Source organism: Alcanivorax sp. NBRC 102024 (assembly GCF_001602235.1).
Lineage (GTDB): Bacteria > Pseudomonadota > Gammaproteobacteria > Pseudomonadales > Alcanivoracaceae > Alcanivorax.
The window spans coordinates 150618-171305 of record NZ_BDAS01000006.1 but is presented as its reverse complement, the minus strand read 5'-3'; the positions used below and the strand labels follow the sequence as shown (position 1 = coordinate 171305).

Sequence of the window (20688 nt, the reverse complement as noted above, 5' to 3'; positions counted from 1 at the left end):
GTACCGCAGTGACTTCAGCCCGCACGGCCAAAACATTGTGATCTGGCGCCATGAGGATGGCACGGGTGGCCATTGCAGGAGCGCCTGCCACGTGGACAATGTCGTCCTTTCACAATAAACATCACGTCGACATATATCCCGTCATTTCGGGCCCGACACGACCTGTTATTCGAGATCCTTATGGCTTTACGTCCCCGCATCAACCGAATGCTCAGCGCCCACGGCACCCCTATTCCCCGCAGCCTGGATGGCCTGATCCGCCAGGGACAGGAAGCCCTGCCGGAGAAAACCGGCATGGGATCCGAGCAGGTAGAAGCCATCTGGCGGGCCACTCGCAAACTCTACCGGGGTGGCATGAGCCCGGCCATCAGCCTGTGCCTGCGACGCCATGGGGAAATCATGCTGGACCGCAGCATCGGCTATGCCGACCCGGAGAGCCAGCGAATCATGACCCCGGACACCCCGGTCTGCCTGTTTTCCGCTTCCAAGGTGGTGGCCGCCATGATGGTCCATCATCTGGTGGAAACCGGGCAGCTGGACCTGGACGACCCCGTCACTCGCTACCTGCCCAAATATGGGCAGAACGGCAAGGGGCGCACAACCATCCGCCACTTACTGACCCATCAGGCCGGTATCCCCCGCCCCCCTGCCCAGGTGGAACCGGACATTCTTTACCGCCCCCAGGAAATCATCAATCTGCTGTGTGCGGCCAAACCTTCTGGTCTCAACAATCAGGCCTACCATGCCATTACCGCCGGCTTTATCCTCGGCGCCATTGTCGAGGCGGTTACCGGCGAGGACCTTAATGCCACCCTGGATCGGGTAATTCGCCAGCCCATGGGCATGAAATACTTTACCTTTGGCCAGACCGGCCCGGAACGTGCCCGGGATGTATCCACTGGCGTGCCCATGAAACTGGTGGATTTGTTTCTGACCTATGCGGTGGGAGGCAGCATCGATGAGGTAGTGGAAGTCACCAATGATGACCGCTTTCAGGACATCATCGTGCCGGCGGGTAACCTCTATGCCACCGCCGAAGAAGCCAGTCGATTCTTTCAGATGCTTCTCAATGACGGGTATTACGAAGGCCAGCAAATCTTCAAACCGGAAACCGTGGCTCGCGCTCTGCAGCCGGCCTATCACCGCCCGCGCTTCGATCGCAGCCTGTTTCTCCCCCTGAATTTCTCCAGCGGCTTCATGCTGGGAAATCGGGGCATGGGTATGTTCGGCCCGGGCGCTCCCCGCGCCTTCGGTCATCTTGGCTTTATCAGCATCTATTGCTGGGCGGATCCCCAGCGGGCACTGAGTGGTGCGCTGTTGACCACTGGCAAGGGCGTGGTCGGTCCGCACCTTCCCGCCCTCTTTGGCCTGCAGCACACCATCAACCGCCATACCCGGTTACGTCAGGATGGCTCACCCGCCACGGTTTGAAGGGAACGGCATACCACGCTGACATTGGTTGCAAGTGAGCGCCCTCCCCAGATGCCGGGCACGCCCGGCTTCACGGGTAACCCAGGGGCGATTGATAAAGGGTGGTTGATGGCGCACATGCTGGCGATGGCCACATGACAACAACATCACCCAGTCTCCCTGTTCATCCTGTGCAAAGCTGCAGATTCTGACCTGAAACGTCATTTTTCCATCCATAAAAAATGCCCGCATGTGCGGGCATTTTTTGCTTTCCTGCGCGATCAAGAAGTCTTGATGGCTCGTAGCCGCTTACTCTCTACGGAAAGCCCCATGTAGAGGCTGACGCACATCAGCAAGAGCACCAGCGTAAACGGCAAGCCGGTGGCAACCGCGCCGGACTGCAAGGCCTTGAGGGCTTCCTTGCCACCACCATACAACAATGCACCGGCGATGACGCCCTCCATCACCGCCCAGAACACACGCTGGGGTACCGGCGCATCCACCTTGCCACCTGCGGTAATGGAATCAATCACCAGGGAACCGGAGTCGGAGGACGTTACGAAAAACACCAGTACCAGTACGATCCCCAGGAACGACATGATGCCGGTCCAGGGAAGATTTTCCAGCATCTGGAAGAGCGCCAGGGAGGCATCATTGACGCCACCGGCCAACTCGCCGACACCATTGATGGCCTGGTCCAGGCCTGCACCGCCGAACGCGGACATCCAGATAATGGTGATGATGGTCGGCACCAACAGCACGGCGGTAATGAACTCCCGTACGGTACGGCCTTTGGAAATACGGGCGATAAACATACCGACGAAGGGTGACCAGGAAATCCACCAGGCCCAGTAGAACACGGTCCAACCGTGGAACCAGGCATCATCCTCACGACCGATCCAGTTACTCAGCGGCACAATATTGGACAGGTAATCCACTGCCGTGGTGCCAAAGCCGGTGATGATCAGTAACGTCGGGCCGGCGATAATCACGAAGAACAACAGGAACAGCGCCAACGTCATATTGATGTTGCTGAGAATCTTCACGCCACCATCCAGGCCACGCATCACCGAGACCACAGCCACAGAAGTCACACCGAAAATGATCGCCAACTGCATGTTGATGGCATTGGGGGTATCAAACAGGAAGTGCAAACCACCGGATGCCTGCTGAGCACCCAGCCCCAGAGACGTAGCCAGACCGAAGATGGTTGCCACTACCGCTAGCGTATCAATGATGTGGCCCGGCCAGCCCCAGCAGCGCTCACCCAGAATGGGATAGAAGGCGGAGCGAATGGTCAGCGGCATCCCTTTGTTGTAGGAAAAGAATGCCAGCGACAGGGCTACCACGGCATAGATCGCCCAGGGATGCAGACCCCAGTGATACATGGTTGCCCCCATAGCCATGTGACGGGCTTCTTCAGAGCCGGCTTCCACTCCCAGGGGCGTCCCGTACCACTGGCCGTTGAGATAGGCCACCGGCTCCGCAACGCTCCAGAACATCAGGCCGATGCCCATACCGGCAGCGAATAACATGGCAAACCAGGACAATGTGGAAAACTCCGGCTTGGCTTTCTGGCCACCAAGACGAATCTTCCCGGTTGGCATCACCGCCAGGGCCACACAGAACAGTACAAAAAGATTGCCACTGACCATGAACAACCAGTCGAAATGCTCGATGGCCCAGCCCTTGGCGCCATTAAGCATGCCGTTGGCACTCTCCGGGAATGCCAGGGTGCCGACAACAAAGGCAATCACCAGTACGGCACTGATAAAGAAAACAGGATTGTGCAGATCCATCCCCAGGACCTGCACATTATCCTGGCCGACATCATAGTCGGTCTCGTAATCAATACTCATGTTAGCTCCGTATTCCGTCTTGCTTCAGGGTGCGCAGTGAATGCCGCAACTCACAGCCAGTCGGTCCGGACGATGTCAGGGTTGCTTCCCCGAAACATGCACTCCTCAAAAGGCACTTCATCATCTGAACCCGAGTAGGCGGCCCCGCAGGACCGCTACCGGCAATCAGAAATAAAAATCAAACGAGGCGTAGACGGCGCGGAAATCCGCTTCGTAAATGTCGCCATTACGATCTACATCCCCATCAGACCACAGATATTCCAGATACAGCCAACCCGGGCCGTACTTGTAGCTGACACCGGGTGCGTAGAACTCCACATCGTCGGCGTTGTTGCCGCGGGTATCGGTGCTTGCCACACCCGCGTCCAGGTAATAGCTCCAGCGATTCTGGTTGTAGATCAGCTGAGCCATGTGCACCTGGGTTTTCACTTCTTCATCGACCGGGCCCAGAAAGTCACCATCGTCATTCACCCAGTTAGCCAGATTCATGCCACCGAAGTCCCGCTCAGTATCAATGAACTGATAGCGGGCGGTGAAGTCATTCATGTTGAAGGTGTAATGCAGATTCACTGCTTCATGGTCACCTTCATCATCCCGCGCCTTGGCCACGGTGGCGGCAAGGTCCTGCAGGCGCCCCTTCTGAAAGGACACACCAACAGTATGGCCTTCCATAAAGTTCCAATCACCATTGACAACACCGGTCTTGATCTTCCGATAAGTCGTTGCGCTACCCCAGTGACCGTTGTCATCCACGGTATCGGTACTGGTTTCACCCCAGTCATCCTGGTGGTAGTAGGCCACATCGTAGCTGAAGGCATTCAGTGAAGAGCTGAGCTTGAAGCCCACATCCATCTGATCGCCGTAACCCCCCAACACCCCTTCACCGGGCCAGAAGTTGACGGTTTTCCAGCCGAAAGGTACCTGGCTTTTCCCCACTGTGAGCAAGGTTTCGTCGTCAAACTCGTAACCAATCCATGCCTTGTGCATGGTGAAGGTATCACCGGAGTTGTTGTTGGCCGGATCGGTGAAACCACCGGTGCCAATGCGGCCTTCTGCACTGAAGCGCCAGGGCCCATGGGAGCCATCGTCATTGGCATAGAGAATCAGGGCAGGATCCGCGAAGTTACCCCCGGTGGTGTTATCCAGATCTTCATCAAAGGCGGACGATGGACCGGAAAAATCGGAGTCCGTGACATATTGATAAACCCACCAGACACCAGCGCTGAGCTCGGCCCCCGCATGGGCATTGAGTGGAATGGACGCAGTAAGCAGACAGCTCAGGTAGCCAGTGCGCTTTGCAAAAGCACGCTTATTCATTTAACGCTCCCTTCTCTGATTTTCTTTACAGACTAAATATTGACCAAGCAAAGTCAAATCACCGGGTGATACCCGATTGTGTGCAGACACAAAAACTTCGAACTAGAACGATGACAATACAAGGAGAGGAATAGCCGCAAAGGGCTATAGAACAGGCAAAAAATCAGCCCGGAAAAGACAATATACAGGTAGGTGGTTTCAATAATCTCGACACGGAGTCGTGGTTCCCTTGCTTCCCGTCAAGAAAGCGCACCCTAACATATTCTTGCCAGATTGTTTCTCGCAATCGCCAAAACAAATGCAAAATTCCCGGTTTATTGGTTGCAGCCCCGTTCACAAAAGCCGCACTTAAATACCGGTAAGTAGCCGGGGCATGAAAAAAATCACAGCAAAAATTAAAAAAAACGGAGCGCCATGCGCTCCGTTTTTGGGTCGAGCGTTGTTGCAGATCAGGACATATTGGAGAGGATGGCACCTTTCACTGCGTCCAGATCCGCATCGATGGTGACCATGCGGCTGTCCTGGCACTGGGCGATGGCCGTATCAGGATCTTTGAGACCATTGCCTGTCAGGGTGCAGACAATGGTGGAGCCTTCGGGAATTTTTCCGGCCTTGATATCGCGCATGGCGCCACCCAGAGATGCCGCAGACGCCGGCTCACAGAAAATGCCTTCCTTTTCGGCCAGCAGCTTCTGCGCCGCCAGAATTTCCTGGTCGCTCAGCTCGTCGAACCAGCCGCCGGATTCTTCCTGCAGGGCCCAGGCCTTGTCCCAGGACTGCGGGTTACCGATACGAATCGCCGTGGCAACGGTTTCCGGTTCTTTCACCGGTCCGCCGCGCATGAACGGGGCTGCCCCTTCAGCCTGGTAGCCGACCATCTTCGGGGCGCTGTTCACCACGCCGGCTTTCTTGTATTCGCTGTAACCCATCCAGTGGGCGGAAATGTTGCCCGCATTGCCCACCGGCAGGCAGTGGAAATCAGGAGCGCGACCCAGCTCTTCGACAATCTCGAAAGCCGCGGACTTCTGGCCCTGAAGACGATAGGGATTAACGGAATTCACGATGGTCACCGGCGCCTTCTCGGCAACCTGTTTGACCAGTTCCATGCCCTGGTCGAAATTACCGCGAATCTGCATGATCACCGCGCCATACATCATCGCCTGGGCCAGCTTGCCCATGGCAATCTTGCCTTCCGGGATCAACACGAAAGCGGTAATGCCGGCACGGGCCGCGTAGGCCGCCGCTGCTGCAGACGTATTGCCGGTGGACGCACAGATAATGGCTGTGCTGCCCTCTTCCACGGCCTTGGTCACCGCCATGGTCATGCCCCGATCCTTGAAAGAACCGGTGGGGTTGAGGCCCTCATACTTGACGTAGATATCCACGTCCTTGCCCAGCATTCGGGGAATATTCTTCAGACGGATCAGGGGCGTATTGCCCTCCCCCAGGCTGATAATGGGCGTGTCATCATTCACCGGCAGGTGGTCACGGTAGCGGTTGATCAGGCCGGTGTAACGGTCACGAAAAGGCATGTTCAAATCTCTCTTAAAAAGCGTCTGAAGTCTGACGTCAAACGTCGGACCCGGTATTTCAGGCGTCCAGAGTTTCCACTCTGATGCGCATTATATCGCTATCCACGGTGTCCAGGGCACCGATCTTGGCCAACGCCAGATTCATGTCTCCCTCGCGCACTTCGTGGGTCATCATCACGATGGGTACCAGCCCCTGATCCACTTCCCGCTGCACCATGGCATCAATGCTGACATTGTTGTCACTGAGGATACGAGTCACATCGGCCAGTACCCCTTTCTTGTCCTGCACGTGCAGGCGCAGGTAGAAACAGCAGGTCACATCATCAATGGTGAGGATCGGCTCATCGGACATGTGGTCCGTATGGAAGCCCAGATACGGTACTCGTTCGTCATGATCCACGGTCAGGGCGCGGCCCAGTTCGATGATGTCCGCCACCACCGCAGACGCGGTGGGCTCAGCGCCGGCACCGGCGCCGTAGAACATGGTCGGACCCACGGCATCGCCGTGGATCATCACCGCATTCATGACGCCATTGACCGCGGACAGCATGGTTTCCTTGGGCACCAGGGTCGGGTGCACACGCAGTTCAATCCCCTTGCCGGTGTCCTTGGCGATACCGAGATGCTTGATGCGATAACCGAAGTGCGCCGCGCTGGCCACGTCCTCGGTGGTAATGCGGCTGATCCCTTCGGTGTAGACCTGGGAGAACTGCAGCGGAATCCCGAACGCAATGGATGCCAGGATGGTCAGCTTGTGGGCCGCATCAATGCCTTCCACATCGAAGGTCGGGTCCGCTTCCGCATAACCCAGCTGCTGGGCTTCGGCCAGCACATCATTGAAGTCACGACCGCCCTCTTCCATCTCGGTGAGAATGAAGTTGCCGGTGCCGTTGATGATACCCGCCAGCCAGTTGATATGGTTGGCGGCCAGCCCTTCGCCCAGGGACTTGAGGATGGGAATCCCCCCGGCGACGGAAGCCTCGAAGGCCACATCCACGCCGTTATCCTGGGCCGCCTGGAAAATTTCATTGCCATGTTCGGCGATCAGTGCCTTGTTGGCGGTCACAATATGCTTGCCGTTCTTGATGGCGGTGAGCACCAGCTCACGGGCGGTATCGATACCGCCGATCAGCTCCACCAGGATATCGATATCCGGATCGGTGGCCACGGCGAAGATATCCCGGGACAGGCGAATACCCTGGGTGTCGCAGGCGGGGTTGTCCCGGCGCGCACCGATGTGGGTAATTTCGATCGGACGTCCCACACGGCGGGCAATATCCCCCGCATTGCGTTTGAGAACGTTGACGGTGCCTGAGCCCACAGTGCCCAGACCAGCAATACCCACCTTCACCGAATCCACAGCCTATCCTCGTTTCATTTATCAGGGTGACAAAAGCCCAGCAACGGCTTTTCCCGACGCCCGCGGCCAAGTGCCGCAAGAGCATTTCTCAACCCAGCAAACCGTCCTGGCGAAACATCTTCTTGATGCCGCGGATGGCCTGCCGGGTACGTTGTTCGTTCTCGATCAGCCCGAAACGGACATGATCGTCGCCATAGTCGCCGAAGCCAATGCCCGGAGAGACAGCAACGCCAGCATCGACAAGCAGTTTTTTGGAGAATTCCAGCGACCCCATGTCACGATACGCCTCGGGGATTTCTGCCCAGACGAACATGGTGGCACGGGGCCTTTCTACCTGCCAGCCGATCTCCGCCAGCCCATCCACCAGCACGTCCCGGCGCTTGCGGTACATCTCGCAGATGTCGGCCACACAGCTCTGGTCCCCTTCCAGGGCGGCGATGGCGGCCACCTGAATCGGCGTGAAAGTGCCGTAGTCCAGATAGGACTTGATCCGTGCCAGGGCGTGGATCAGTTCCTTGTTGCCGCAACAGAACCCCACTCGCCAGCCGGGCATGTTATAGCTCTTGGACAGGGAGAAGAACTCCACGGCCACCTCTTTCGCCCCTTCCACTTCCAGAATGGACGGGGCCTTATAGCCATCAAAGACGATATCCGCATAGGCCAGATCATGAACCACCCAGATCTGGTGCTCACGAGCGATGGCCACCACCTTCTCGAAAAACGCCAGATCCACACACTGGCCGGTGGGGTTGCCGGGGAAATTGAGCACCAGCATCTTCGGCTTGGGCCAGGATTCCTTGATCGCCCGCTCCAGCTCCACAAAGAAATCCACCCCTTTCACCATGGGCACGTGGCGGATATCCGCGTTGGAGATCACGAAACCGTAGGGATGGATCGGATAACTGGGGTTGGGCACCAGTACCGTATCCCCCGGCCCCATGGTAGCCAGCGCCAGATGCGCCAGCCCTTCCTTGGAGCCGATGGTAACGATGGCTTCAGATTCCGGATCCAGGTCCACCGCATAGCGGCGCTGATACCAGTCGGCAATGGCCTTGCGCAGGCGCGGAATGCCGCGGGACTGGGAATAGCGGTGAGTATCCCCGCGTTGCACCGTTTCGGTGAGCTTGTCGATGATGTGCTTCGGGGTGGGCTGGTCCGGATTGCCCATGCCGAAATCAATAATATCCTCACCCCGCGCTCGCGCTGCTTTCTTCAAATCACCAACGATATTGAAGACATAGGGCGGCAGACGACGAATGCGCTGGAAATCTGTTTCCACGACAGCACCTTGGGTGAGGGAAAAATGAAGGCGGACACATTAACGGCGCATCTCTGCGCCGTCAATGTATTCACGCTGTATTCCCGGGCCGAAAGCGCCGGATTACGCGGGGTCCAGCCCGTTAGTTGAGTCGCTGGAGAAGCTGTTCCGGGGTCACATAGCCCCCCAGTTGCTCGCCTTCGGTGGAATAGATGGCCGGGGTGCCACGGACGCCGAAGGTATTACCCAGCTGATACTGCTCATCCACCGGTTTGGCGCAGTCGCTCAGCTCAGCCTGGATCACTTCGTTGTTCAGCTTGGCATCGGTGAGTGCCTGGGCCCGATCCTCCGCGCACCAGATATGGCGCATGGCCGCTGCGGCTTCGGTGGTCGCACCACCACGGGGGAAGGCCAGGTAGTGAACGGTCACGCCCGCGGCGTTGTACTCGTCAATATGGCGGTGGAGTTTGCGGCAGAACCCACAGCTGATATCGGTAAACACATACACCTCGGCCGTCTCGTCATCCGCCGCGTAGGTAATCATGTCTGCCGGGTCCAGCTCCTTGATGCCCGCTTTGCGCACCTTCTCGAAGCGCTCTTCTGCCGGGTTGACCACCTCGCCGTCCTTGATCTCCAGCAGCTTGCCAATCAGGATGTGACGACCATCTTCGGTCATGTAAACACTCTCACGGCCGTTCACATCCAGTTCCACCATGCCCGCCATCGGCGCAGCACGGACTTCGGTCACTGTCATGCCCTCAAAGGCTTCCTCGAAAGCCGCCTTGGCCTGGTCGCCATTCACGGCATTTTTGCCAGCCTCTGCGGAACCCGTATCCGCACCGCAAGCCGTCATCAGCCCCGTCAGTACCACTAAAAACCACTTGTTCATTTTGTCGTTACTCCTTCAGCTGATGTCTTGGAGCCCGGCGAGCGGGTCAGGTTCCCGAACGGGGGTGATGTTTCTGGTACAGATCCTGTAAGCGCTGCTGCGCCACATGGGTATAAATCTGGGTGGTGGACAAGTCACTGTGGCCAAGCAACAACTGCACCACTCGCAAGTCTGCCCCGTGATTCAGCAGATGGGTGGCAAACGCATGACGCAGTGTATGGGGTGAGAGTTTTTTTTCCACCCCGGCGACCATAGCCATTTGCTTGATACGATGCCAGAACGTCTGGCGGGTCATACAGGTGCCTCGTCTGCTGGGGAACAGTAGTTCCTGATTGTCCCCCAACAGCAAAGGTCGCGCCTCACGCAGGTACCGGGCCAGCCAGTGAAGCGCCTCTTCCCCAAGGGGAACCAGACGCTCCTTGTCTCCCTTGCCGATCACACGAACCAGTCCCTGGCGGGGATTGATCTGGCTCTGGGTCAGGGTAACCAGCTCGGTGACCCGCAACCCGGTCGCGTAGATAAGCTCAAGCATGGCCCGATCCCGCAACCCCAGTGGCGTGGACACATCCGGGGCCGCCAGAAGCGCCTCCACATCGGCTTCGGTAAGGGTTTTGGGCAGCGGCCGGCCGGTTTTGGGGCGCTCAATCAACAGCGCCGGGTCCTCTTCGATGCGCCCTTCCCGCTTCAACCATCGGTAAAAACTCTTCACCGCTGACAATTGCCGGGCCACCGAACGGGCTCCCACTCCCTGCTGATGGCGGTCCGCGAGAAATTCCAACAACTGGTAACGCTGGCATTGCAGCAAATTGGCATGCTGGCCCTGCAGCCAGATGGCCAACTGGCGGATATCCCGCCGATAGCTCTCCAGGCTATGCTCACTGAGCCCTTTTTCCAGCCACTGCTGATCCAGCCAGCTGTCGATCAGGCGCCCATGGTCATCGGTTAACTGATTCATTCCTGAATAAAGCCCTAAACAGCAAGAAAAAACAATGGGTTAACGACATTCTGCATGGCCGCTTCAAACTGTCTTTTACCAAAAATTACGCCCGGAGCGCGCCACATTAACGACAGCGGCCGCCTTTTGCGGCAACAATGGGTCTGTCCTTACAACTGACAATCAGCTACCAAGGAGAGGAAATATGGGCATTCTATCGTGGATTGTGTTTGGTCTGATCGCCGGGATCATTGCCAAGTGGATCATGCCGGGCAAGGACCCGGGTGGCTTTATCGTCACTATTCTGATTGGTGTGGCCGGAGCCTTCGTGGGCGGCTGGCTTGGCTCCATCACCGGTATCGGCGGCTCCATGGGCGATTTCAGCCTGGGCAGTTTTGTGACCGCCATCGTCGGTGCATTGGTGTTACTGGCGCTCTACCGGATGCTCAGAAAAGCGTAAATCTCCCCCCTTGCGGTTTCGCTCCCCGCGAAACCGCAACCCAACCGCGACAGCCATGATAAAACCATTAGAAGAACTCTATCGGCTCATCGGTCAGCAAATTAATGGCAGCCCCCGGGAAAAAGGCATTTTCATCTGCTGGATCGGGCAGCCCATCTACTGGGTCATCTTCCTGGGATGTGCCGCAGGACTGACCCTTTCCGTCTTTATTGAGGGCGTCTACAACCCCCTGCTTTGGGCTGGCTTGGCGTGGGGTCTTATTGCCAGTCTGATGTGGCTGGCCATCGCCCTGTTCGGCAGCCGCACGCCCATGTCCGAGAGCGGGGAAACCCGGTTTGCCAATTTCACCATCCTGCTTTTCGGGCTCAGCGGCATCGTCTCGTTGTTACTGGTAGGCCCATTCAATCTGGTTACCGGCATTGTCCTCACCGGCTGCGTCCTTATCGGCCTGCTGCTGTTTCCCGCGCCCCAGATCACCCTGGTGTTCGCCTGCTCCATGGCCGCCATACTCGCCTACGCCATTGCCGTCAGCCTGGATAGCACGCTGTATCGGCCCTTGCTTTCCCCCGTGGACTACCGCCCGGCACAGGTCTGGTATGACATGATGACAATCATGGCGGCTGGCCTGATCATCATTAAAGATTCCTTTACGGTTGCCGCACTCACGTCTACCTGGCGCCATCGGGAAGCCTCCACCTTTGACCGCTCCATACGCGACCCTCTCACCGGTGTGGTCAATCGCGGGCACTTGTTACAGACCCTCAACCAGCAACTTTCCCTGCCAGTGCGCAATCGCAAAAGCTTGGCTGTGGTGCTCATGGATGTGGACCATTTCAAACAGATCAATGACCGTTACGGCCATGCCATTGGTGACCAGGCTCTGATTCATGTTGCCGAGACGCTGCAGGACAATCTTCGCGACAATGACCTGCTGGGGCGTTACGGGGGCGAGGAGTTTCTGATGCTGCTGCCCGGGGCCACCCTGTCCCAGGCGCAAAATGTTGCCGAGCGGTGTGCCGAGGCGCTACGTCGCAACACAATGCCGATTGCCGGTTCTCCAGCCATCAAGCTCACCGCCAGTTTTGGTGTCAGCAGTACCGGGGAGGCATCTGCGATAGATGCCCATACGCTGATTGAGGAAGCAGACCGGGCCATGTACACGGCAAAACACCAAGGGCGAGACCGCGTGGTGACCTATTCACGGCCGCAGTGACCCGAAGCGTACGCACCCTCTGCCCTCTGTGACAGACACAAAAAAGCCGCGCCCTTTCGGGAGCGGCTTTTTTGTGTGGAGCATTCTGTCTGGCCAGAGGTCGATTTCGCATGCCCTACAGCAAAGGCTAAACCGACATTCGCTCGCGACAGAAGATACGCGCAGGATCTTAGCGGATTTTTTCCTTGATCCGGGCAGACTTGCCAGAGCGGTCGCGCAGGTAGTACAGCTTGGCGCGGCTTACATCACCACGACGATTCACTTCGATGGAATCGATCAGCGGGCTGTGCAGCTGGAATACACGCTCAACGCCCACACCGTGGGAGATTTTGCGAACGGTGAAGGCAGAGTTCAGGCCACGATTGCGACGTGCAATCACAACGCCCTGGAACGCCTGAAGACGCTCACGGCTACCTTCCTTTACTTTCACTTGCACGGTGACGGTGTCACCGGCGCCGAATTCCGGCAGATCGGATTTCAGCTGGGCTTCTTCGATGCCCTGGATAATCAGGTTCTTGCCACTCATGGCAGTGCTCCTAGTCTGTCGTTTTTGCTGTATGCGGCGACTGCTCGGCGATGTATTCGTCCAGCAGCTGCTGCTCTTCAACGCTCAAACCCCGCGCCCGGCGGGCTTCCAGCAGGTCGGGACGCTGTTGCCAGGTCCGTCCCAGCGCCTGTTTCAGACGCCAGCGGCGAATCAGCTCGTGATTGCCGCTCAGCAGTACCGGGGGTACTGCCTGCCCGTTGTACACCTCCGGGCGGGTGTAGTGGGGGCAATCGAGCAGGTGTTCGAATTCACCGGAAAACGAATCCTGCTCGGCGGAATCCTGGTGTCCCAGCACTCCGGGTAACAGTCGGCTGACCGCATCGGTCAACACCAGCGCCGGCAATTCGCCGCCGCTGAGCACGTAGTCGCCGATGGAGATCTGTTCATCCACTTCGGCCTCGAGCAAACGCTCGTCTACGCCCTCATAACGCCCCGCCAGTAATACCAGACCGGGCTTTTCCGCCAACTCCGCAGCTTTCGCCTGGGTCAGCGGCTGCCCCTGGGGGGACAGATAGATCACGGTGGCCGCCGGATTGGCTGCACGGGCCGCCTGCAGGGCTTTCGCCAGCGGCTCCACCTTCATCACCATGCCAGGGCCGCCGCCAAAGGGGCGATCGTCCACGGTACGGTGACGATCTTCGGTGAAATCCCGAGGGTTCACGGTGTCCAGCTGCAATTGGCCGTTTTCCACCGCGCGCCGGGTCACACCGAAGTCAGTAATCGCTTTTGCCATTTCCGGGAACAGGGTTACCAGCGTCACCGAAAAAGGCATTTAAAACTCCGGATCCCAGTCCACCGTCATCCGGCCTTCGGCCAGATTCACTTCGGTGATCACATCGTCCGGCAGCCAGGGAATCAGGCGCTCGCGCCGATCCAGGCTGTTGCTGTCGCCGCGTACCGCCAGCACATCGTTGGCACCGGTTTCCAGCATGCGTACCACCTTGCCCAGGTCCATGCCGTCCACGTGATGAACACGCAGGCCGATCAGGTCGCGCCAGTAGTACTCCCCCTCCCCGGAGGTGGGAAGCAGATCACCGGGGACCCCGATGTCTTGCCCCACCAGGCTTGCCGCCGCTTCACGATCGGTGATTCCCTCGATCTGCGCGATAAGCCCCTTGCCCTGGGGGCGAAAGCCGGTCAGTTTCACCGGCTTCCAGTGGCCACCCTGTTTCAGGTGCCAGGGTTGATACTGCTGGAGGTTGTCCATGGGATCGGTATAGGAATACACCTTTACCCAGCCCTGGATGCCGTGCACCCCGAGGATGCGACCGACCACCTCCAGCTTAGAGGACACTTGCCCTCCCCCTGCCATCAGGCTTCCTTACGGGCCTGCTTAGCCAGGGATTTGACACGGTCAGACAGCTGCGCGCCTTTGGCAACCCAGGCGTCCAGGCTTTCCAGGTTCAGCTTGAGAGGGATTTCACCGCCGCGGGCGATGGGGTTGTAGAAACCCAGCTGCTCGATGAAACGGCCGTCACGGGCGTTACGGCTATCGGCAACAACAATGCTGTAGAACGGGCGCTTCTTGGAACCGCCACGGGCAAGACGAATAATTACCATGGTTCATTTACCTTTTATCAATCCGGTTTCCCGGCCTATCTCGTGATAAGCCATCGTATCCGCTTGAAAGCCAGCCCTGACACACAGGGAAGGCCGCGAAGGGCGCGAATTATACAGAGGGACGAGGCTGGCAACAAGCACCACGCAACACGCTTTCTACAGCGCCCCTGTAGGAGTACCTCTTGAGGTGCGAACCTCGCGCAGCGAGGACATTGCCCGCAGGGCAATCAGGGCTTGCCGAACTCGACAGGTTTCTCCCCTGGGATACACACCCTCAAGGACAGTTCGCACCTCGAGAGGTGCTCCTACAATAATATCGGGAGCCTACCCCCCCAAAAAAACGCAACGCGGGCAGAGAGGCGGCTTAACCACCCACTCTGCCCGCGTTGCAGCTTGCAGCTTGAAGCTTGAAGCTTGAAGCTTGAAGCTTTTTACATAGGCGGCATACCGCCCGGGCCGCCCATGCCCCCCATTCCGCCAGGGCCACCGGGGCCGCCGTTGCCCCCCATCATGCCTTCCATGCCCCGCATCATGTTCTTCATGCCACCCTTGGTGCGCATCTTCTTCATCATCTTGGCCATCATCTTCTGCTGCTTCATCAGACGATTGAGGGCCGGGATATCCAGGCCGGCGCCGGCGGCAATGCGCTTCTTGCGCGACCCCTTGATCAGATCCGGGTTACGGCGTTCTTTCGGCGTCATGGAGTCGATCAGCGCTTCCATGTGTTTCATCTGCTTCATGGCCGCCGGGTCCTGGGCCGCCTGCATCATGCCGCCCATACCGGGCAGCTTGTCGAGCAGGCCCGCCATGCCACCCATGTTACGCATCTGCTGAAACTGGTCCTTGAGGTCCTCGAAGTCCATGGCCTTGCCTTTCTTGAACTTCTTGGCAATTTTCTCGGCCTTGGACTTGTCCAGCTTGCGCTCGGCTTCTTCCACCAGGGACAGCACGTCGCCCATGCCGAGAATCCGGCTGGCGATACGGTCCGGGTGGAACGGCTCCAGGGCATCGGTCTTCTCGCCCATACCGATAAACTTGATCGGCTTGCCGGTAAGGTGGCGAACCGAGAGAGCGGCACCACCGCGGGAATCACCATCCGCCTTGGTCAGAATCACACCGGTGAGCGGCAGGGCTTCATTGAAGGCCTGAGCCGTATTGGCAGCGTCCTGACCGGTCATGGCATCGACCACGAACAGGGTTTCCACCGGGCTGATGGCCCCGTGCAGGCGCTTGATCTCACTCATCATGTCTTCATCGACATGGAGTCGACCGGCGGTATCGACGATCAACACATCCATGTAGCGACGACGGGCTTCTTCCAGGGCGCCGTTGGCGATATCCACCGGGTCCTGATCGCCGGTGGAGGGGAAGAAGTTGGTCTCCACCTCCCCCGCCAGGGTTTTCAACTGCTCGATCGCCGCCGGGCGATACACGTCGGCGGACACCACCATGACCTTCTTCTTCTCCCGTTCCTGCAGGAAGCGGGCGAGTTTGGCCACGGAAGTGGTCTTACCGGCACCCTGCAGGCCGGCCATCAGGATAATGGCCGGCGGCTTGGTGGCCAGGTTAAGGGCGTCATTGGCGTCGCCCATGGTGTGGACCAGCTCGTCATTGACGATCTTCACAAACGCCTGGCCGGGATTCAGGCTCTTCAGGACTTCCTGGCCCAGGGCCTTTTCTTTCACCTGTTCGACAAACTCTTTCACTACTGGCAAAGCCACATCGGCCTCCAGCAGTGCCTTGCGCACTTCGCGCAGGGTGTCGCGGATATTGTCTTCGGTCAGTGAGCCCTGACCTGCCAGGTTTTTAAGCGACGATCCCAACCGGTCGGTGAGATTCTCGAACATGGGGTTACCTCCAAATACACCGTGTCTGCGGCTGGCCTTCGCCACCGCAGGGACAGGGGCGCGATTATAGCCTTCCTTGACCGCCAACGTCATGGGGCAGACACCGGCAGAAAATGAGAATGATTGTTGATAGTCAAGTTATGCCTATGCCAGACTTCAGCGGCCCGCCACTTTATTCGGGTAATGACGACGGATAACAACGACCTATGAACCTTTCCGTGATCAGTGGTTTTGCCGCCTTTGCCCTGTATCTGGTTGCTTGCCTGATCCTTTACCGGCAGTACCGCGGGCAACAGCGCCCTTCCCGGGTCTCCGTGCTGCTCCCCGGGAGTCTGGCCGTGCTGGCCCATGGACTCTGCCTGTGGCAAATCATCCTGACTCCCCAGGGGCTGCAACTGGGCGTGTTTCCGGTGGCGTCCACGGTGGCTTTCACCGGCGCTATCGTGGTGCTGCTTTCCAGCCTCTATCGACCCTTCGAGTGGATTTCTGCGCTGGTCTATCCCTTTGCGGCACTGACTATCCCCGCCATGCTCTGGGTCAACACAGGTTATATCGCCCACCCCCTGGCCCACGGCCTGGGGGTGCATGTGCTGTTTTCCATTCTTGCCTATGCGGTGCTGGCCATCGCCGCCTGTCAGGCGGTGCTGCTGTGGGTGCAGGATCGACAGCTAAAGAGCGGCCATATCCGCGGCGTGATGCGGGTTTTTCCGCCCATCCAGGTGATGGAATCCATGCTGTTCGAAGCCATCTGGCTGGGGCAGATCCTGCTTACCGTGGCGATCTTCAGTGGCTTCCTTTACGTGGACAACCTGTTCGCGCAGAACCTGGCACACAAGAGCATCCTGACGCTGGTGTCCTGGGTGGTATTCGCGATCCTGCTCACCGGCCGCTATTTGCGCGGCTGGCGGGGGCGCACTGCTATTCGCTTTACGCTGGGTGGTTTCGCGGTGCTGCTGGTAGCCTTCTTCGGCAGCCAGCTGGTGCTGGAATTTATTCTCAAGCGGTGATCGCAGCGACAAGCTTCAAGCCACAAGCAGCAACCGGGGCTGAGCCGTGCTGATCGGATAGTATCTCGCCCGGGTTTTTGTAGAAGCCGTCCGTAGGAGCGTCGCTCGCGGCGCGATTCGGCGTTCATTGTGGCTGCGCATCGTCTGATCAGTAAAACCTCTTGAGCGCTGCGATTCCAGATCGCCCTGCGGGCGATTTCCGCGCAAGCGCGGTTCGCATGTCGCAGATCCCCCATGGGGGACAAGCATGGGTTATTCGCTTTGCCCACCCTTCGGACCGCACTGCACTACGTGCGTTACTCCGCTGCGCTGCGTTCCTGCAGCGGCTTCGTAGGAACGCAGCGTGCTGCTTGACACCTCCAGCCCCCAGCCCGAACAATAGCGGGCCGATTGGCGGATAAACGATATTTCCTTTGGATACCTACTCTGACGGGTGGCTGATAGGCGCCCTGATTGCCCTGATTCTTGGCTCTGCCTTCTTCTCCAGCAGTGAAACCGGCATGGTGGCGATCAACCGCTACCGACTGCGTCATCTGGCCCGCCAGGGTAACAAGGCCGCTTCCCGGGTGGAGGGGCTGCTCAAGCGTACCGACCGGCTCTTGTCCGTAATCCTGATCGGTAACAATTTCGTCAATAATTTCGCTGCTACTGTGGCCGCCATTCTGGCGATCCGCTGGCTGGGCGACAGCGGGGCTGCGGTGGCGCCGGTGGTGATCACGATCATCATGCTGGTGTTTGCCGAAATTACCCCGAAGACCTATGCAGCCATGAAGCCCGAACGCGTGGCCTTCCCCGCCAGTGTGCTGCTGAAACCCTTGCAGGTGCTGCTTGCCCCCCTGGTGTGGATGGTCAACGGCGTCAGCATGATGCTGCTGCGGCTGGGCGGCATCCGTCCCCATGACCAGGACGACGATCACCTGAGTCCGGAGGAGCTGCGTACCGTGGTCAATGAGGCAGGCGGCCTGATCCCGGAAAATCACCAGAAGATGCTGCTCAATATCCTCGACCTGGAAACGGTGACCGTGGAAGACATCATGGTGCCCCGCAACGAGATGGTGGGTATTGATCTCGAGGATGACATGCACGAGATCCTCACCACCCTGCGCGCCAGCCAGCACACCCGCCTGCCGGTTTTCAACGGTGACCCGAACAACATGATTGGCCTGCTCCACCTGCGCAAGCTCAGCCGCTTGTTGCTCAAGGATGACATCAACAAGGCAGAGCTGATGCAGCACACAGTGGAGCCCTACTTTGTCCCCGAGGGTACCTCCCTGCACCAGCAGCTGATCAACTTCCAGAATGCCAAACGCCGTATCGGCATCGTGGTGGATGAATACGGCGATGTGCTCGGCCTGGTGACCCTGGAAGACATTCTCGAAGAGATCGTCGGCGAATTCACCACCGACCTGGCCGCCAGCAGTCCGGACATCCACCCCCAGGACGACGACAGCTATGTCATCGATGGCTCCGCCACCCTGCGCGAAATCAACCGCAGCCTGGACTGGGAACTGCCCACCGATGGACCCAAGACCCTCAATGGCCTGATTCTGGAATACCTGCAGGACATCCCCGATGCCAACATCTCGATAAAGATCGATCAATACCAGATCGAGATCCTGCAGGTGAAGGACAATATGGTGAAGGCGGTGAAGGCCAGGAAAGCAATTAATAGTTAATAGTGAATAATTAATAGTTGCGCGAACATACTTCCTGCTGAATTAAACGTAAGAGGCCGCGCCCAAGTTTTGGGCGCGGCCTCTATGCTTTCAATAACTGAAGCCGCCTCTCGCGACGTTATTAATTATTCATTATTAACTATTAATTGCCTCTTCAAACCCTATCCGCTACCGGTGAGCCCACCCAGGCGAGGATGTCGGCTTCATAGCGTTTAACCAGCGAACGCCCCTCTTCAATGGCTTCCTTGGCGCGATGAAAATCCATCAGCGCAAAATCCTCCAGCAAAGGCACCAAGGTGACTTCCGGCGGATCGCCAGCCATTCGAGAACGGGTGATGCGGTCCTGCATGATGTTGATGCTGGACGCCACCACATCAAAGAAACCCGGGTCTTCATCGTCTTCGGAGATGAAGTAACCCATCATCTTGTGCCAGATGCTGCGCTCTTCGTCACTGCCGTCTTCCCCTTCGGCCTGGGTGCGGGTATCCCGGGACAGGTGGGCGCCAACCAGCTGGGCATTGAGGTTCACGGCGATGACCACATCCGCTCCCATGGCACGGGCGGCAGACACCGGTACCGGGTTGACCAGGCCCCCATCCAGCATCCAGCGACCCTGCATTTTTACCGGAGAGAACAACCCCGGCAGTGCACAGGATGCCCGGGCGGCATCCAGCATGGTGCCTTTGGTGATCCAGATTTCCCGGCCACTCTTCATGTCCGTGGCCACAGTCACCAGCTTTTTCTCCAGGGTTTCAATATCCGGGTTGTCATGATGCTCACGAAAGAAATTAAACAATTTCTCCCCCTTCACCATGCCCCCAGACAGACTGATATCCAGCAGCCCGAACACATCCTTGACGGTGAGCGACTGAACCCAGTCAGCGAATTCATTCAGCGTGTTGGTAACGTAGGCACCCCCCACCAGCGCACCAATGGAGGTCCCTGCCACCACCTGGGGCTGTACGCCGATTTCCTCCAATCCCTGGATCACACCGATGTGGGCCCAGCCCCGGGCAGAACCACTGCCCAGCGCCAGACCGACCACCGGCTTGTGAGGCGCCTGATCATCAATATTCGTCATGATGAACTCTTCTCCTTGCGAACCACACAGGGCGCCGGCTCGCCGTTCATGCGTTGCTCGATACGACGAAAAACTTCCCGCTTTTCTTCATCGGAAAGCAGCCCCCAGATGGAAATCTCTCCACCACTGCGGAAACAGCCCACGCAGATATCATTTTCATCCAGCGCGCAGATAGAAACGCAGGGGGATATCAACTGGCTCATGACGGAAACCGTTCGTCCACTTCCAGGTGCTCGCTGAATTCCTTGGCATGGGCCACATAATGCATGCTGCTCATGGTCAGCATGGCCTTGTGGCCGTCGGTGATTTCCTTGACCACCTTGGCCGGGGACCCCATCACCAGGGAATTGTCGGGAATCTTCATCCCTTCCGGCACCAGGGAGTTGGCACCAATGATGCAATTCTTGCCCACCACCGCCTTGTTCAGAACCACCGCATTGATACCAATCAGGCTGTTGTCGCCAATGGTGCAGCCGTGCAGCATCACCTTATGCCCAACAGTCACATCACGGCCGATTTTCATGGGCACGCCGGGGTCCACATGCAGTACCGCACCGTCCTGGATATTGGTGTTTTCGCCAATCTCGATCACATCATTGTCGGCGCGTAATACCGCGTTGAACCAGATGCTGGTGTTGGCTTCCATGATTACCGAACCGATCACGGTAGCGTTGTCCGCGATCCAGTGGCCGGCGCCCCGTTGTTCCAGTTGCCGGCTGCCAATTTTATAAATCATCA

At 58.1% G+C, this 20688-nt stretch carries 21 protein-coding genes; 5 read left to right on the top strand and 16 right to left on the bottom strand.

Features of this window, described 5'->3' with window-relative positions:
- Window positions 1–180 precede the first annotated feature (180 nt).
- Entirely contained in the window at window positions 181–1431 is a 1251-nt protein-coding gene (locus A0251_RS11470; RefSeq protein WP_062816983.1) for a serine hydrolase, read from the top strand.
- Here A0251_RS11470 and A0251_RS17180 read toward each other — a convergent pair.
- The 8 genes from A0251_RS17180 to xerD form a co-directional block, all read right to left on the bottom strand.
- Window positions 1414–1635, bottom strand: coding sequence for a DUF3565 domain-containing protein (locus A0251_RS17180; protein ID WP_082810865.1), 222 nt, complete (start codon window positions 1633–1635; stop codon window positions 1414–1416). The two genes, A0251_RS11470 and A0251_RS17180, sit on opposite strands and share 18 nt — an antisense overlap.
- 56 nt (window positions 1636–1691) lie before the next feature.
- Window positions 1692–3269 (bottom strand): BCCT family transporter, encoded by a 1578-nt coding sequence (locus tag A0251_RS11465; RefSeq protein ID WP_062816982.1) that lies wholly within the window; start codon window positions 3267–3269, stop codon window positions 1692–1694.
- A 165-nt stretch (window positions 3270–3434) separates the two neighbouring features.
- The gene (locus A0251_RS11460; protein WP_062816981.1) at window positions 3435–4586 is read right to left on the bottom strand and encodes a hypothetical protein; all 1152 of its coding nucleotides are present in this window, start codon (window positions 4584–4586) and stop codon (window positions 3435–3437) included.
- Between the two features lie 449 nt (window positions 4587–5035).
- Window positions 5036–6118 carry a threonine synthase gene (gene thrC / locus A0251_RS11455; RefSeq protein ID WP_062816980.1) on the bottom strand — a complete coding sequence of 361 codons (1083 nt, stop codon included), beginning with the start codon at window positions 6116–6118 and terminating at the stop codon, window positions 5036–5038.
- 58 nt (window positions 6119–6176) lie between these two features.
- Window positions 6177–7478 (bottom strand): homoserine dehydrogenase, encoded by a 1302-nt coding sequence (locus tag A0251_RS11450; RefSeq protein ID WP_062816979.1) that lies wholly within the window; start codon window positions 7476–7478, stop codon window positions 6177–6179.
- Between the two features lie 88 nt (window positions 7479–7566).
- Window positions 7567–8757 carry an alanine transaminase gene (gene alaC, locus A0251_RS11445; RefSeq protein WP_062816978.1) on the bottom strand — a complete coding sequence of 397 codons (1191 nt, stop codon included), beginning with the start codon at window positions 8755–8757 and terminating at the stop codon, window positions 7567–7569.
- A gap of 121 nt (window positions 8758–8878) precedes the next feature.
- Window positions 8879–9625, bottom strand: coding sequence for a DsbC family protein (locus tag A0251_RS11440; protein WP_062816977.1), 747 nt, complete (start codon window positions 9623–9625; stop codon window positions 8879–8881).
- A gap of 46 nt (window positions 9626–9671) precedes the next feature.
- Window positions 9672–10580: a site-specific tyrosine recombinase XerD gene (gene xerD / locus A0251_RS11435; RefSeq protein WP_062816976.1), complete on the bottom strand. Its 909-nt coding sequence runs from the start codon at window positions 10578–10580 to the stop codon at window positions 9672–9674.
- 184 nt (window positions 10581–10764) lie between these two features.
- On the opposite strand from xerD, the gene A0251_RS11430 reads away from it, so the two are divergent.
- Both A0251_RS11430 and A0251_RS11425 read left to right on the top strand, forming a co-directional pair.
- Window positions 10765–11019, top strand: a complete 255-nt coding sequence (locus tag A0251_RS11430; RefSeq protein WP_062816975.1) for a GlsB/YeaQ/YmgE family stress response membrane protein — start codon at window positions 10765–10767, stop codon at window positions 11017–11019.
- A 55-nt stretch (window positions 11020–11074) separates the two neighbouring features.
- Complete coding sequence (locus tag A0251_RS11425) at window positions 11075–12232, top strand: diguanylate cyclase (RefSeq protein ID WP_062816974.1); 1158 nt, start codon at window positions 11075–11077, stop codon at window positions 12230–12232.
- Window positions 12233–12401: 169 nt separating this feature from the next.
- Here A0251_RS11425 and rplS read toward each other — a convergent pair whose 3' ends face one another.
- From rplS to ffh, 5 genes are all read right to left on the bottom strand, one after another.
- A complete protein-coding gene (rplS, locus tag A0251_RS11420) occupies window positions 12402–12758 on the bottom strand; it encodes a 50S ribosomal protein L19 (RefSeq protein ID WP_062816973.1) in 357 nt (118 codons plus the stop codon).
- A gap of 10 nt (window positions 12759–12768) precedes the next feature.
- Window positions 12769–13551: a tRNA (guanosine(37)-N1)-methyltransferase TrmD gene (gene trmD, locus A0251_RS11415; RefSeq protein ID WP_062816972.1), complete on the bottom strand. Its 783-nt coding sequence runs from the start codon at window positions 13549–13551 to the stop codon at window positions 12769–12771.
- On the bottom strand, window positions 13552–14091 hold the full coding sequence (rimM, locus tag A0251_RS11410; protein WP_062816971.1) for a ribosome maturation factor RimM: 540 nt from the start codon (window positions 14089–14091) through the stop codon (window positions 13552–13554).
- A complete protein-coding gene (gene rpsP, locus A0251_RS11405; protein WP_062816970.1) occupies window positions 14091–14339 on the bottom strand; it encodes a 30S ribosomal protein S16 in 249 nt (82 codons plus the stop codon). Before rpsP ends, rimM begins: the two co-directional genes overlap by 1 nt.
- 431 nt (window positions 14340–14770) lie before the next feature.
- A complete protein-coding gene (gene ffh, locus A0251_RS11400) occupies window positions 14771–16186 on the bottom strand; it encodes a signal recognition particle protein (RefSeq protein ID WP_062816969.1) in 1416 nt (471 codons plus the stop codon).
- 206 nt (window positions 16187–16392) lie between these two features.
- Between ffh and A0251_RS11395 the strand changes: the two genes are divergently transcribed.
- Window positions 16393–17193, top strand: a complete 801-nt coding sequence (locus tag A0251_RS11395; RefSeq protein ID WP_062816968.1) for an inner membrane protein YpjD — start codon at window positions 16393–16395, stop codon at window positions 17191–17193.
- A gap of 413 nt (window positions 17194–17606) precedes the next feature.
- Entirely contained in the window at window positions 17607–18869 is a 1263-nt protein-coding gene (locus tag A0251_RS11390; RefSeq protein WP_062816967.1) for an HlyC/CorC family transporter, read from the top strand.
- 154 nt (window positions 18870–19023) lie between these two features.
- On the opposite strand, the gene rssA is transcribed toward A0251_RS11390, so the two are convergent.
- From rssA to A0251_RS11375, 3 genes are read right to left on the bottom strand one after another with little or no spacing between them, the layout of a single operon-like run.
- Window positions 19024–19950 carry a patatin-like phospholipase RssA gene (rssA, locus tag A0251_RS11385; RefSeq protein ID WP_156478280.1) on the bottom strand — a complete coding sequence of 309 codons (927 nt, stop codon included), beginning with the start codon at window positions 19948–19950 and terminating at the stop codon, window positions 19024–19026.
- Complete coding sequence (locus A0251_RS11380; RefSeq protein ID WP_062816965.1) at window positions 19947–20153, bottom strand: DUF1289 domain-containing protein; 207 nt, start codon at window positions 20151–20153, stop codon at window positions 19947–19949. Before A0251_RS11380 ends, rssA begins: the two co-directional genes overlap by 4 nt.
- Window positions 20150–20686: a gamma carbonic anhydrase family protein gene (locus A0251_RS11375; RefSeq protein WP_062816964.1), complete on the bottom strand. Its 537-nt coding sequence runs from the start codon at window positions 20684–20686 to the stop codon at window positions 20150–20152. The genes A0251_RS11380 and A0251_RS11375 overlap by 4 nt, the downstream gene beginning before the upstream one ends.
- Window positions 20687–20688 lie beyond the last annotated feature (2 nt).